Here is a 14,473-nt window from a genome sequence, read left to right on the forward strand (position 1 = left end):
CAACATGAAGCACAACAACCAGAAGAAAAGCAAACATTATATCCTTTGGATTGCCGTTTTCATTATCTATTTATATCTGCTGACTAAGCTGATCCTGTTCAAAGGAAGCCCGGTCGATTTTGGCATCGTGAAGGTTCGACTGATGGCGTTCTTGCAACAACCGGATCTGATCCATACGCGAACCGTCAACCTGATACCTTTTCAGGAAATCTCACGAGACTGGAACAGTCTGTCGTTACATCGTCCGGGCACCGCAATCCATCTGGTAGGCAATATACTGGCCTTTATCCCTCTGGGCATCTTCATCCCTGTGTTGACGGGCAACAAGTTATTCTCTGGAGTAAAGGTAATCTTGCTGTCTCTGCTGCTCAGTCTGGGCTATGAAGTGACACAGTTAGTGACTGGTATGGGCATATTTGATGTGGATGATCTGATGCTTAATACACTAGGCGGCTTCATTGGATATATTGTTTTCACTATGGCTATGGGTCTGAAAAAGGTGTTGTCGGGAGGAAAATCCCGCGTGACGACGAAAAAGTTAAATTCTAAGGAAAGTCACGTGTAAGGAGGAGAAGAACTTGATTATAATGGCTGTACTGTTCATTAGCGCAGGGCTAATGTTTCTCTTGTATCCACACAAGGTAACGGATGCTTCGGAAAAACAGATTGCGGAGCGAGTGATCATGTCGAGATGGGTTGGCGGCTCGTTAATTGCTCTGTCATGTCTGTTTCTGATCATGGGTACGATTCAACTGTTAGATCAAGCCTCACATCACATTGGGCATTAAAAGGTAATTGGCCTTGAAGATTGATTTTAAACGTATCCCGATTATAAAAAACAAAGCCAAAAAGCTCCCCGCCACGTGCTGATTGCACGTGGCAGGGAGCTTTTTTGTATAACTTCATCACATTAATGATTTATATCATTAAGCTTTTTTCATCATTTGACGCAATACAGTTTGCAGGATACCGCCGTTATGGTAGTAATCCACGTCAACCATGCTGTCCAGACGAGCGATAACAGGGAAGTCGAACTGTGTACCGTCTTCACGAGTTACGGTAACTTTCAACTCTTGTCCTGGCTTCACATCATTGCTGAGGCCAGTAATGTCATACGTTTCACGTCCGTTCAGGCCGAGACTGGACCAGCCGTGACCTTCCTGGAATTGCAATGGCATTACGCCCATGCCGACCAGGTTACTACGGTGAATCCGCTCGAAGCTTTCTGCGATAACGGCTTTGACGCCGAGCAAGAATGTTCCTTTTGCCGCCCAGTCACGGGAGCTTCCTGTACCATACTCTTTACCAGCAATAACGATCAGGTTCTGTCCTTCATCCTGATACTTCATGGAAGCATCGTAGATGGACATTTCTTCGTCCGTTGGCAGGTACTTCGTGATGCCGCCCTCGGTGCCCGGAGCCACCTGGTTACGAATACGAATGTTGGCAAATGTACCACGCATCATGACTTCATGGTTACCACGGCGTGAACCGTAGGAGTTGAAGTCTTTGCGCTCTACGCCATGTTCTTTCAGGTACAATCCAGCCGGGCTGGAAGGTGCAATATTACCTGCTGGCGAGATGTGATCCGTTGTTACGGAATCCGCAAGCAATGCCATAACACGTGCAGAACGGATATCTGCGATATCGTTCAACTTGTCACCAAGCTCTTGGAAGAATGGAGGGTTCTGAATGTACGTGGAGTTCGGGTCCCACTCGTACAATTCGCCTTCCGGTACAGAAATTGAATTCCAACGCTCATTGGCTGTAAATACATTCTCGTACTTGTTGCGGAACATCTGAGCGTTCAGGGAACTTGCGATGGTATCCTTGATTTCCTCGGATGTAGGCCAGAGGTCTTTCAGGAATACAGGCTCATTGTTCGTATCATAACCGATTGGATCGGTTTCAAAGTCAATATTTACGGTACCCGCAAGTGCATATGCCACAACGAGTGGTGGTGATGCCAGGTAGTTGGCTTTAACCTGTGCATGTACACGGCCTTCGAAGTTACGGTTACCGGACAATACAGCCGCTACGGTCATATCGTTCTCAGCAATAGCTTCGCTTACTTCGTCCGGCAGTGGACCGGAGTTACCGATACATGTTGCACAACCGTAGCCCGCAACGTTGAATCCGAGTTTGTCGAGATACGTGATCAGACCTGCTTTTTCCAGGTACTCGGTAACCACAAGGGAACCTGGTGTCAGACTGCTTTTCACATATCCTGGTTTGGTCAGGCCGCGTTCAACTGCTTTTTTCGCCAGTAGTCCCGCTCCAACCATAACACTTGGATTCGAAGTGTTCGTACAACTTGTGATCGCCGCGATCACAACAGCGCCTGCCTTCAGTTCACTGTTGGAACCGTCCGGATGCTTCACAGGTACGGATTGCTCGATTTTCTCATCGCTCAGACCGTAGCCGCCTTTATCTACAGGTGTGCGAATGATGCTGTTGAAGCTTTCTTTCATTTGTGTCAGCTCGATGCGATCCTGTGGACGTTTTGGTCCGGCAAGACTTGGTACAACAGAGCCGAGATCCAGTTCAATCACATCTGTGAATTCAGGATCAACGGTGCTGGAAGTACGGAACATGCCTTGAGCTTTGTAATAAGCTTCAACCAATTCTACCTGCTCGTCAGGACGGCCAGTGTTACGCAGATAGTTCAATGTTTCACTATCAACAGGGAAGAAGCCGATCGTTGCGCCATATTCTGGTGCCATGTTGGCTACTGTTGCACGGTCAGCCAGACCGATGTTGGCAAGACCTGGTCCGTAGAACTCAACGAATTTACCAACAACGCCTTTTTTACGAAGCAATTGGGTAACGGTCAGTGCCAGATCCGTTGCTGTTGCGCCTTCACTCAGGCTGCCTGTCAGTTTGAAACCAATAACGTCCGGTGTTACAAAATAAAGCGGTTGGCCCAGCATGCCTGCTTCGGCCTCGATTCCACCAACACCCCAACCAACAACGCCAAGTCCGTTGATCATGGTGGTGTGGGAGTCTGTACCTACGAGGGAATCTGGGAAAACAACAGTTTCGCCGTCAACGGTTTTTGTTGCTGCCACGGAAGCCAGATACTCCAGGTTAACCTGGTGAACGATCCCTGTGGATGGTGGAACGGCACGGAAGTTGTTGAATGCCGTTTGGGCCCAACGCAAGAAGCGGTAACGCTCTTCATTACGCTCAAACTCGACTTTGATATTGTAATCAAGTGCATCGTTGGTACCAAAAGCATCAACCATAACGGAGTGGTCGATAACGAGATCGACAGGTACGAGCGGGTTGATCTGTTTTGGATCGCCGCCTGCTTTTTTTACAGTATCACGCATTGCAGCGAGGTCAACGACAACCGGTACACCGGTGAAATCCTGCAGAACAATACGTGCAGGGATGAATGGAATTTCCTTGTTATTGTCACGGCCATCTGCCCAGCCGGTCAGTTGTTTTACGTGTTCTTCGGTGATGGCACGTCCGTCGAATTGACGAATTGCTGCTTCAAGCAACACTTTAATGGAGAAAGGGAGCCTGGAAAGATCGCCGTGGCCGTTTTCCTGAAGAGCATCGAGACTGTAGTAGCGGTAAGACTTGCCTCCAACCTCAAGACTGCGAGCTGCGGAGAAATGATTCTTTGCTGACATACATGTACCTCCTTGGGATGTGTCGGTGAGATGAAGAAAACGTTCATTTAGGTGAAGAACAGGCCTTCATCGTTCCGTGTTCTTGTGTGTTAGTTTCATCAGATGAAACGTAATTTCATAATCATAACTTTAGTTTTAAGTATACCGTTTTCACCTCCGTACGTAAAGGTCTTTTTGCCTGATCAAGCAAGCTTTTGGACCGATGAAGGCGTTTTCGTGAAGTGAGCAGGAATAAGATATCTCGTGTACCTGTATTTGCCGAATTTCGGATCTCCCTCCTGAGCCGTGTACATACAACCGAAGACCCTTTCATATGAATAGTAGGAGTTTATATATGCAATGAAATATTCCAGACAGAACTCATGCCAAAGGGGGACATAGGCTTGGAACGGGAATGGAAGAGTGCCTTATATACTTACGTGAACCAGTACAATCGCTGTGAGATCGACTACCGTCCACAGACCAGCGAACGGATTGTTACCGATCCTGACTTCGTGGTGGAACGGGGAGAGCGTATGGCAAGGCTGGACGAATGGTATCGTAAGCGGCGCGCCGTGCCTCTTCGCAGCGAGACCAGCGCCAAGCTTGTGCGCACGCTTATGGATGGACAGGAAGAAGCGGTGGTGGATGTACAATTGTACAGCAGGCTGTTCTACGAGAAGAGCGGGATCACCCACCGGGAGGACCGGATTGAGCGGGAGCGGTTAACCTTTCTGCGGCAGAGTGGTGGATGGATCATTGGACGGGTCGAGCGAGAAGTGCCGGAGCGTCGCCCTGCTGGGGAAGGACGTCCGTTTCAACAAGCTGATTTTGTACAGGCGATGAATCGGCCGCTGTTGAATCGGGAAGTGCTGGGTCAAGGAAGAAGCTCACGTCAACAGTCATATCGCAGAGATCTGGCGGTTGCCTATGCAGATCGGTGGTGGAATGCGGGGAATCCGGCATTTGAGGAATTTGATGTGGATTGTACCAATTACGTGTCCCAATGTCTCTTTGCAGGGGGCGCACCCATCCACTATACTGGTAGAAGAGAAGCCGGCTGGTGGTATAAAGGGTATGTGAACGGCTCCGAAATGTGGAGTTACAGTTGGGCAGTTTCTAACAGTCTGGAGCGTTATTTATCAGGCAGCAGCTGGGGTCTGACCGCGACAGAAGTGGAGCGTCCTGAGCAGCTGATGCTCGGCGATGTTATTCTCTACGATTGGGATGGAGATGGACGATTTCAGCACAGCACCGTTGTGACCGCGTTTGATGCGGGCGGTATGCCGCTGGTTAACGCACATACGGTTAGCAGCCGTCACCGCTTTTGGGATTACCGGGATTCTTACGCTTGGACGGAGCGGACGGTATACCGGCTTTTTCATATTGCAGATGAGTTTTGATGACGAAAGATTTTCGGGATGCGGTGACGCAGACATCCAGTTCCGTGTAAAATAAGACCAGATAATGCAAGCAGAATAACAAGGGTGCTGAGCATGCAAACATGACAGCATCAGGCACAGATAATCGGAGGGTACACATGAGTATGGATAAATTAAAAGTAGGCGTCGTGTACGGCGGAAAATCGGGCGAGCATGAGGTATCGCTGCAAACGGCGTTTGCTGTAACAAACGCATTTGATTATGAAAAGTATGAACTGGTTCCTTTTTATATCTCCAAGCAGGGTACGTGGAAAAAAGGACCTGTCATGCATGCGCCGTTCGCGCAGATTGAAGATTTGAAGCTGGAGCAATCGGCGGGTGGAACGCAGGATGCGCTGAACGCCCTGTTTGGCCGTTTGTATGGCGGGGCGGAAGCGCTGGACGTGATGTTCCCTCTGCTGCATGGTACGTTTGGAGAGGATGGCACCATTCAGGGCATGTTCGAGATGGCGGATATGCCATATGTAGGTGCAGGTGTACTGGCTTCAGCTGGCGGCATGGACAAAGTGGTCATGAAAAAGCTGTTTGCACAGGCCGGCATTGACCAATGTGCTTTTACGTATTTTAACGCGACACAATGGAAGCAGACAGAGCACGAAATGATCGTACAGGTCGAAGATCAGCTGGGGTATCCATGTTTTATCAAACCGGCGAATCTGGGCTCCAGTGTAGGCATCTCCAAAGCACGTAACCGCGATGAACTGAAGACAGCTGTCGAGTTCGCACTTCGGTATGATACGAAGGTTGTCATTGAGGAGTTCGTTGAAGCCCGCGAAGTTGAGGTCAGCGTCCTCGGCAATGACGAGCCCATGGCTTCCGTTCCAGGTGAGATCGTATCCTCCGGTGAGTATTATGACTATGCAGCCAAGTATATTGATGGTCAATCACAGATGCTGATTCCAGCTCCACTGGACCCAGAGGCCGCAGATCGCATTCGCGAGGCAGCTTTGCAGGCGTTCCGTGCGATTGAAGGTAACGGCATTTCACGTGCGGACTTCTTCATTCGGAAAAATGACGGCGCCTTGCTTATTAATGAAGTCAACACCATGCCTGGTTTCACACCATACAGCATGTATCCACTTCTTTGGCGTGAGACAGGTGTATCGTATGCCGAACTGCTGGATCGCATGATTGAGCTGGCACTGGAGCGTTACAACCGCAAGCAGGCACTGAATTACGAGAACGGCGTACAGGCGTAGCCTGCGACCACAAGATCAGGAGGGATATGCATGGGATTTCAGACTGAATTCAATTCCGTATGCAAGTTCAAGAATGAGCAGGAGCTGTTCGAACTGCTTGAATACGGACGCGGCAAAATGGTCAAACAGGGCTTCCGGGTATTTCCTACCGGCCAGAAAGTGATTGCATACACACCGGATAACGTGGCTGTAGCCATCGTCAAGATCGTGGTTTCCATTGCGGAGATCAACTTCCAGGGGCAAGAGGTAACCGAGGTGGAGATGCAACTCATCCGCAAATTGACTGAGGAAGAATCACGCATTCAGACTGCCCTTGCGGATGAGATGTTCTTTGGAGAGCAAGCACAGGAGTAGTTGTTGACTGTAAGTGCGGGTCGGATAGACTGATTTGTCAGAATACGATTATGGTCACTCTTTTAGGGTAAAACTTGGTTATATACAGTGACGGTACATCCTGATGGCTGAATATGCCGTGCGGGTTTCCCGCCCTAATAGAGAGGAAGAGATTCATGCTCGTACGCTTTGGTTACGTGGCAATGTCCGTGCTTATAGAGAACGCCTCGCCTTCCCGGACCATGACCATGTCGAGTTTTAACAAAATCGATGACAGGGAAGCAGCGATCCGCAAGCTCGAACGGATTGCAGCCGAGAACCTGCACAATACATTACGTTTGCTCAGGCACAACAAGGGTAGCCATATTCATGTATATCGCTTCTCTTCCAAATTGATTCCATTGGCAACACACGAGGACCTGAATGACTGGGACCCGTTCCCGGTACTGAAGCAGGACTTTGCGGCCATTGGTGATTTTGTGAAGGAAAACCATATGCGTGTGTCCTTTCATCCGGATCATTTTACCGTACTTAGTACCCCCCGCGAGCAAGTTCTGCACAACTCGATTCGCGACCTTCGTCATCATGTTCGGATGCTGGATGCCATGGGGCTGAATGCCACTGCCAAGAACAATATACATATTGGTGGTGCATACGGGGACAAGCCTTCGGCGGCGCTTCGTTTTGAAGAAAACTTTTTGAAGCTGGATCGGGACATTCAGGAGCGGCTCACACTCGAAAATGATGACAAAACGTTCAATGCGCCTGAGACACTAGCCGTGTGCCAGCGCTTGGGATTGCCCATGGTACTGGATATCCATCACCATTGGGTGAACAACGAAGGAGAACAGGCATGGGATCTGTGGCCTGATATTCTAAAGACTTGGCAGTCGCCGCTTGCCCAGGCAGATTCACCGGCTGATCAGCCATTGCCACCCAAAATCCATGTCTCCAGTCCAAAGAGTGAGAAGGATCTGCGAGGTCACGCCGATGGTGTAGAGGTAGAGCCGGTGCTCGACTTCTTGCGTCATATCGCAGCAGATACCCCAAGGCTTGACGTGATGATCGAGGCTAAACGCAAAGATGAGGCACTTGTACAACTGATGCAGAAGCTGGCATTCTATCACGAAGAGGGTGTGGAGTGGGTGGACGAGTCTACCGTCATCATTCATCCGTAGTGCCAAAAGGGGCCTGGGCAACGAGAAACTTTACGACCTGTGGGGCGTATACTTTTAACAAGTATTTCAACTTTTCGTAGATTGATATAGAAAGTAGAGTGAACGCTTTGAATGAGAAGGAAAAGACACCTTATGTCGTGACAAGCAAAAGCTATACTGCCGTTGCCATTAATGCAGCTTCCAAAGCTGGTGAATGGATCAAAAGCCGTCTTGGGACGGTAGCTGAACTTGGCACCAAATATTCACCCCAAGATCTGGTGACCGAAGTGGATAAAGGAGCGGAGCAGATGATCCGCCGCCTGATTCTCACACATTTTCCCCACCATGCCATTCTGGGTGAAGAAGGCGTCGAACCGGGACCGGAAGCTTCGGCAAAAGCACTGAAAGAGGCTGAGGAAGAAGAATTTCTGTGGATTGTTGATCCTGTGGATGGAACGACGAACTTTGTACACGGATTCCCGTTTTATTCGGTGTCCATCGCATTGGCTCACAATGGTGAAGTCATTGTCGGCGTGATCTACGATCCTTCCCGTGATGAGATGTTTGTTGCGGAAAAAGGGAAAGGAGCATATGTTCACGGAAACCGGATGCTTGTATCTGGTGAACAGGAACTGGCTCAGAGCCTGATTGCGGTTGGATTCCCGGCAGACACAACCTTTGCGTTGCCACTGAATATGGCCGCTGTGCAGGCGCTTGCTCCGCAAGTTCGTAACTTGCGTGCTGGTGGATCAGCCGCCCTGCATCTGGCTTACGTTGCCGCCGGACGTCTCAGCGCTTACACCGAAGTTGGATTGAAACCGTGGGATATTGCCGCAGGTGCGCTGCTGGTTGAAGAATCAGGTGGCAAGGTGACGGATACCATCGGAACGCCTTACCAACTGTCTGTGAACCATGTCGTTGCCAGCAATGGCAAAATCCATGATGCACTGACGGATGTACTGAAGGAAGCGAAAGCAACCGGTCTGGAGTGAGTTTATTCAACTCATCCATGCTTTAATTACCTTTAATTGTACATTAACGGACGGGACAGAAAGCATCTGAAGAAGCGAAGTGGACGTCCAATAGTATGGTTAACGCATGTATGACTTTAATTAAAGGAGCGAGAACAATGGATGAATCCAAAGAACTGGAACGACGGCTCAGTGATATGCTGACGGAAGGGGACATGGAAGAGTCCGGCGACACCGATCAGCGTGAACGCCAGCTGATTCCTCCCAAATATGAAGTGCGAATCCAGACGGAACGTGATCCAATTGTCGAGGAAACGTTAAAGTATCGGAAGATGGCACGCGAAGTGGATGATCGTTATGATCGGTATCTGGAGCGAGCTACCGGGAACAAACCGGAGAGCGACAAGGGTCATTCGATCGCTGAAGATTCGAATAAGCCGCAATCTTAACGAATCACTGAAGTTCATAGCTGAGCTTAACCAGTAACAGGCTCCCCTCCAGGGAGTCTGTTATTTCATGTGTGCTCTTAGTAGAGAGGACAACAACTACTTTAAAATGATAGAATAGAGTAACATCAACTGATGTCATTGGAATGACCAATGTACTATAAAATAGTGTAATTATAGATTCGCGAGAAGGAGTGTTACCTTGAATGAAGCGTAAACGTATATGGGAAAATACAGCTGCCGGTTTAACGGCAAGCATGTTGGCAGGAATGCTGCTCTTCACATCTTCTGCACTGCCTGCACACGCGGCTGACACCAAAACCGGTGTATTGCCAGCAGGTACAAACGAGGCTTCGCTGACTGCGAAGAAAGATGCAGTAGCCGTAACCAAGGAGTTCCGTATCGTCACATTGGGAGATTCCATAACGGTAGGTTATGAGCCCAACACAAAAGAATTGCCTTATGGTTATGTAGAACGTTTGCATGAGCAAGGTTTGCTGCATGGACGTACACAGGTGGACAACTACGGGATTGCCGGTTTGAAAACCAGTGGCCTGAAAAACTTCACTACTGCAATTAAGGATGGCAAAACGCTGACTTCTGAAGCGATTCAACCAAGTCTTCCTGATCCAAGAGCGGGACAAATCGGAGCCAATGCTGCTTCGATCCGTGAGAGTGTAGCACAGGCCAATCTGGTTGCAATTACCATTGGAGGAAATGATGTATCGGAGCTTCTCGGTACAGCAGACAAACTGAGTGATCAGGAACTGCAAGCGAAGGTAAAAGAATTACTCGCAACCTATACAGCCAATGTTAGTGCAACGATTAATGATATCCATGAAATCAATCCGACAGCTACAATTGTCATCGCCGACCAGTATCAACCGATGCCAGAAGTAGCAGGCAAGGCATTGTATGCCAAACTGATGGAGGCATCCCAAGGTTTCACACAGACCATTGATGGCATTGCAGCACAATTCACTGCTCAGGGTACCGATGTCAAAGTCGCCCACGTCGCCAAGGAGTTTGTTGGTGGTGAAGGCACGATGACGCATATGATCAAAGATCGTGATTTCCACCCGAACCAATTTGGATATGCGGCCATTGCTGAAGTATTTGCCAAAACGATTTGGGGAGATTACACCAAGTTGACTGCACCTGCCACAGGTGAACCAATGAATATTATCGTGAGTGGCAAAACACTAAATACACCGTACAAACCGATTATCCGTAACGGCAAAAACTTTGTGGCGATTCAAGACATCGTAAACGCTGTAGGTGCTACTACGGTGTGGGATAACAAAACTTCAACCGCAACCATTACATATGGAGACCGAAAGGTTGCTGTGAAGATTGGTGCCAATGCTGTGAAGGTAAATGGAGCATCAGTTACTGTGGATACACCTGCATTCCTGAACAAGGTAGGCAAAGAGTCCAAAACATATGTACCACTTGCCATGGTGGCTGAAGGTCTTGGCTTTGATGTGCAATATGTAGCGAAGCTGAAAACTGTTTTTGTTAATCCGTAAATTGTATTTCATGCTTTAACATGATGTTATTTAACGGCCAGAATGCCTTGATCTGTTCAAGGTATTCTGGCCGTTTTGTGTTCTTTTTGCGTTGCTGACACAGATGTATACCTTCTCTAATGACCTGAAATGTTGCATAAATATATCTTGTCAGATGACCAATGGATGTGTAAATATGAAAATAACTTACAATAAAACCACTAACGCATCGTATGACAGCACCCTTCGCAAGCCAAAGGAGCGCTTAGGATGAACAAAATTAAGAACGCTTTCACAACACTACCGATTCATCACAAAACGATTCTTCTCATCGGACTTTTGATGTTGATCAGCTTTACGTTTTATGCGTCCGTACTGCGATATGTGTTCAGTATCTATGACCGTCAGATCTATGAGAAATCCTCGCAGGTCCTCAATATGTCTTCGGTAGGTATTGAGAATCAACTTCGTGAAATTTCTAATCTTTCCTTCAAGGTAATGTCGGACGAGCCGCTTCAGCAATATCTGCTCCAACTGAAAAAGGCCGAAACGGGTTACGAGAAAAATGGGTTACGTAAAAAAATTACCAACAGGTTAGTCGCTTATGCCGGTTCCGAAAAATACGTCTATTCCATGCTATTTATCGATAATGATAATAACGTTATGGCCGCAGGCAATCGGGAGGGAATTTCGGAGTCGAAGCAAAAGGAACTGGTTGCACTGGGACAGCAATACTCGGGCTCCAATGCCTGGCATACCAGTGGGGATAAACAGTCCAGGCTTTTGTCGGTCCGACAGGTGAAATCCTTTATTGGCGGAGCTTTTACATTGGAGGAACTCGGCACACTGATCATCCGCGTCCGGCTGGACCGAATTGTACAGGACCAGATGCAAGAACCGGCTGAGGACTCCCAATTACTCATTACGGATGGAAAAGAAGTGATCTATCCAACAGAATCAGCTGTCAGTGAAGCCGAGATTGAGTCTGAACTGAAGCGCACCCAGCCCTACGGAATTGCCATGTTTGAGCATGGGAGACACTTTGTAGCTCGTGCGCATTCTTCCTATACGGATTGGACCTATCTGTACACAACCCCGTTTGACCAGATGTTTAAACAGATCCAGTTTGTCAAACAGTTGGTCACGGTGATCTTCATCATGATCTTTCTGGCGGCGCTTATCATTGGAGCGAGATTCTCTCGCAGTATTACCCATCCGATTGCGCAGTTGATCAAAAAGATGCGTAATATCGAAAAAGGTGATCTGGATAAGCTGGAGGAGGCAGCCCTTGGCAATGTTCCGATATCTCCACAGAATGAGGTTGGGCTGCTGCATCGCACATTCAAGATGATGCTTCAACGAATACGTGAATTGATTGATGAGAATTATGCCAAGCAATTGGTGATTCGTGAGACTGAGTTGAAAGCGCTTCAGGCGCAGATTAATCCACATTTTCTATACAACACGCTTGAATCCATTAACTGGCTGGCTAAAGTACAGAAGCAACGACAGATCTCGGAAATGGTTGAGGCTCTCGGATTTCTGCTGCGTAGCTCTGTGAATATGTCCGAGAAGTGGATCACGCTGGAAAGAGAGCTGGACATTGTCCGCAGTTACGTGACGATTCAACGCACACGTTTTGAGGAAAGACTGGATTTCGACATGGAAATTGCCCCAGAGGTAGGAACGGCGCGGATACCGAAGTTAACATTACAGCCTTTGGTGGAGAACGCCATACACTATGCACTCGAACCAAGCATTGACCCTTGCCGGATTCGGATCCGGGCGAGAGCAGAGGGAGATAAGGTGATTATTGAAGTCGAGGACGACGGTCCGGGGATGACACCGGAATTTCTGGAACAACTACACGAAGGACGTATTCAGACAAGAGGACAGGGCATTGGGTTATCTAACATCCAGGAACGAATCAGGCTGACCTTCGGCGATGAAGGTGGAATGGTGATGAGCAGCAAGCCCGGATCAGGAACTGTAGTATCGATCAGCATACCTTGGATCAGAGAGGACGATGACGATGTACAAAGTGATGCTCGTAGATGACGAACGTGTCATTCTGGAGGGGATTTCCCAAGTGGTCGATTGGGCCGCAGCAGGTACGGAATTGGTGGGTACGGCGAGGAACGGGATCGAAGCATTGGACAAAATTGGGCAGTCGAGACCCGATATTATTATTACGGATATTTCCATGCCAGGTCTGGATGGTCTCGGACTCATAGAGAAGGCATCCGAAGCATACCCGGGAGTACGTTTCATTATGTTATCCGGCTACAAGGAGTTCGAATATGCCCGCAGAGCGATGCAATATGGTGTGAAGCATTATTTGCTCAAACCCTGCAATGAGAATCAGATCCATGATGCGTTAATTGAATTGTTGCAGGAGCATCAGGATGCCCAGGTGAAGGAGCATGTTGCGGGTGAGATGAAACAGCGATTGCAGCGTGTCCTTCCACATGTGAAGGAGCAATTTCTGCTGGAGTTCATGACCAACCGAACCTATGGGCCGGTTGATCTGGAGTATTATCAGGAGCTGTTTGATCTGGAGCTTGAAGAGAACGCAGTTCGGTTACTGCTGTTCCGAATTGTAGATGAACATGATTACAGTCATTTATTTGCGATCAAAAACATTGCCAGTGACCTGCTCCCGCATGTCCTGTTAAGCACGACCATTGAAGGCAAACTCCTCATTCTGCTCGCGGATTCAGCTGATCCGGCCGGACTGAAAGAAAGTATTGAAGAGGTTCGTGCTGCATTCACCAGACTATATAAATTGGAAGTGACCGCTGCGCTGAGTGAAGCAGATCGAATGATTCAGTCCCGGCGGTTGTTTCGTGAGGCATTGCAGTATCTGAACCATCGCTTTTTTATCGGTGAAGGCAAGCTGATCACGAAGAATGATTTGGTACTGGCGGGAGAATGCGACGGCGTGCACGTAGAGCAGGATGCGGAGCAACTGTGTCAGTTGATCAAATCGGGCAATACCGAGGAAACAGCGGTAGAGGTGGATCGTCTGTTTGATCTATTATCACGTCAGCAGCTGGAAATTGAAGTGACTCGCTCTTACGTAGTGCAGCTGTACTCGGCGATGGTTCATGTCTGTCCACCTGAGGAGGCAACGGAATTCACCCAGCGTATGGCAGAACTGCCGCATATCGATACGTTATCTGGTTTGAAGTCTTTTGTTGCAAGCAGTGCAGCCCGATTAACTTCCGGTTATTACAAAAACCATATCAGTCGCCAGTCTTCTGCCGTGGAGAAGATGATGGATATCGTGGATCGTCATTTTGGAGAGGCAGATCTCTCGCTTAATGGAGTCGCCCATCAGATGTTGTATATGAATCCGGATTATCTGGGCAAGATTTTCAAAAAAGTCACAGGCGAGAACTTCTCCAACTACGTGAATCGTCTGCGTATTGAACGCGCATGTGACCATATTCGCAGAGGCGGGGATGTGAAAGTATTCGAGCTTGCTGAATTGTTCGGATTCGGCGGGAATTCACAATATTTCAGTCAGGTGTTCAAAAAGTGGACTGGTATGACACCTACGGAATTCCGCAGGATCGGCATATAACAATGGACTACCAATCATGTAATTCATGTCTGGGGAGGACGAACAGCGCCGAGAGGAGGCTGTTGTCCTCCTCTGTTTTTTGAACCAACAAGACGGTTTTGTGTATTCAACTATGGTCGTACATTTGCGAAAATGACATTAACAAGTTTGTGAAAGCGTTATCAGAAATAAAAGGATAACTCGTTCACACAACCATATCAACATAAAAGGG

12 protein-coding genes are annotated in these 14,473 nt (G+C 48.3%); 11 read left to right on the forward strand and 1 reads right to left on the reverse strand.

Going from position 1 to position 14,473, the window contains the following annotated elements; translation table 11 throughout:
• The first annotated feature begins 4 nt into the window (after positions 1-4).
• Together MKY92_RS03465 and MKY92_RS03470 are read left to right on the forward strand one after the other, a co-directional pair.
• Positions 5-565, forward strand: coding sequence for a VanZ family protein (locus MKY92_RS03465; RefSeq protein ID WP_339299167.1), 561 nt, complete (start codon positions 5-7; stop codon positions 563-565).
• A 13-nt stretch (positions 566-578) separates the two neighbouring features.
• On the forward strand, positions 579-788 hold the full coding sequence (locus MKY92_RS03470; protein ID WP_339299168.1) for a hypothetical protein: 210 nt from the start codon (positions 579-581) through the stop codon (positions 786-788).
• 138 nt (positions 789-926) lie between these two features.
• On the opposite strand, the gene acnA is transcribed toward MKY92_RS03470, so the two are convergent.
• Positions 927-3,641, reverse strand: a complete 2,715-nt coding sequence (gene acnA, locus MKY92_RS03475) for an aconitate hydratase AcnA (RefSeq protein ID WP_076216727.1) — start codon at positions 3,639-3,641, stop codon at positions 927-929.
• 377 nt (positions 3,642-4,018) lie between these two features.
• Here acnA and MKY92_RS03480 point away from each other — a divergent pair, with 377 nt between their 5' ends.
• The 9 genes from MKY92_RS03480 to MKY92_RS03520 all read left to right on the forward strand — a co-directional run bounded on the left by MKY92_RS03480 (position 4,019) and on the right by MKY92_RS03520 (position 14,262).
• Complete coding sequence (locus MKY92_RS03480; RefSeq protein ID WP_036614248.1) at positions 4,019-5,023, forward strand: amidase domain-containing protein; 1,005 nt, start codon at positions 4,019-4,021, stop codon at positions 5,021-5,023.
• Positions 5,024-5,160: 137 nt separating this feature from the next.
• Entirely contained in the window at positions 5,161-6,261 is a 1,101-nt protein-coding gene (locus MKY92_RS03485) for a D-alanine--D-alanine ligase (RefSeq protein WP_036614110.1), read from the forward strand.
• 30 nt (positions 6,262-6,291) lie between these two features.
• Positions 6,292-6,615 (forward strand): hypothetical protein, encoded by a 324-nt coding sequence (locus MKY92_RS03490; RefSeq protein WP_036614107.1) that lies wholly within the window; start codon positions 6,292-6,294, stop codon positions 6,613-6,615.
• 155 nt (positions 6,616-6,770) lie between these two features.
• Positions 6,771-7,772 (forward strand): UV DNA damage repair endonuclease UvsE, encoded by a 1,002-nt coding sequence (gene uvsE, locus MKY92_RS03495; protein WP_339299169.1) that lies wholly within the window; start codon positions 6,771-6,773, stop codon positions 7,770-7,772.
• Positions 7,773-7,870: 98 nt separating this feature from the next.
• Positions 7,871-8,743: an inositol monophosphatase family protein gene (locus MKY92_RS03500; protein ID WP_036614103.1), complete on the forward strand. Its 873-nt coding sequence runs from the start codon at positions 7,871-7,873 to the stop codon at positions 8,741-8,743.
• Between the two features lie 137 nt (positions 8,744-8,880).
• Positions 8,881-9,171 carry a hypothetical protein gene (locus MKY92_RS03505; RefSeq protein ID WP_338590718.1) on the forward strand — a complete coding sequence of 97 codons (291 nt, stop codon included), beginning with the start codon at positions 8,881-8,883 and terminating at the stop codon, positions 9,169-9,171.
• A 203-nt stretch (positions 9,172-9,374) separates the two neighbouring features.
• Positions 9,375-10,697, forward strand: coding sequence for a stalk domain-containing protein (locus tag MKY92_RS03510; protein ID WP_339299171.1), 1,323 nt, complete (start codon positions 9,375-9,377; stop codon positions 10,695-10,697).
• 249 nt (positions 10,698-10,946) lie between these two features.
• Positions 10,947-12,734, forward strand: coding sequence for a histidine kinase (locus MKY92_RS03515; protein WP_339299173.1), 1,788 nt, complete (start codon positions 10,947-10,949; stop codon positions 12,732-12,734).
• Positions 12,709-14,262, forward strand: coding sequence for a response regulator (locus MKY92_RS03520; protein ID WP_339299174.1), 1,554 nt, complete (start codon positions 12,709-12,711; stop codon positions 14,260-14,262). Before MKY92_RS03515 ends, MKY92_RS03520 begins: the two co-directional genes overlap by 26 nt.
• The last annotated feature ends 211 nt before the right edge of the window (positions 14,263-14,473 follow it).

The sequence above is a fragment of the Paenibacillus sp. FSL R5-0623 genome (assembly GCF_037974265.1).
Classification (GTDB): domain Bacteria; phylum Bacillota; class Bacilli; order Paenibacillales; family Paenibacillaceae; genus Paenibacillus.

What these genes read in the sequence shown, in the direction of transcription:
- MKY92_RS03490 (WP_036614107.1), top strand. Translation starts at nt 6,292, where the DNA reads ATGGGATTTCAGACTGAATTCAATTCCGTATGCAAGTTCAAGAATGAG.
- acnA (WP_076216727.1), bottom strand. Translation starts at nt 3,641, where the DNA reads ATGTCAGCAAAGAATCATTTCTCCGCAGCTCGCAGTCTTGAGGTTGGA.
- MKY92_RS03505 (WP_338590718.1), top strand. Translation starts at nt 8,881, where the DNA reads ATGGATGAATCCAAAGAACTGGAACGACGGCTCAGTGATATGCTGACG.
- uvsE (WP_339299169.1), top strand. Translation starts at nt 6,771, where the DNA reads ATGCTCGTACGCTTTGGTTACGTGGCAATGTCCGTGCTTATAGAGAAC.
- MKY92_RS03520 (WP_339299174.1), top strand. Translation starts at nt 12,709, where the DNA reads ATGTACAAAGTGATGCTCGTAGATGACGAACGTGTCATTCTGGAGGGG.
- MKY92_RS03515 (WP_339299173.1), top strand. Translation starts at nt 10,947, where the DNA reads ATGAACAAAATTAAGAACGCTTTCACAACACTACCGATTCATCACAAA.
- MKY92_RS03510 (WP_339299171.1), top strand. Translation starts at nt 9,375, where the DNA reads ATGAAGCGTAAACGTATATGGGAAAATACAGCTGCCGGTTTAACGGCA.
- MKY92_RS03485 (WP_036614110.1), top strand. Translation starts at nt 5,161, where the DNA reads ATGAGTATGGATAAATTAAAAGTAGGCGTCGTGTACGGCGGAAAATCG.
- MKY92_RS03465 (WP_339299167.1), top strand. Translation starts at nt 5, where the DNA reads ATGAAGCACAACAACCAGAAGAAAAGCAAACATTATATCCTTTGGATT.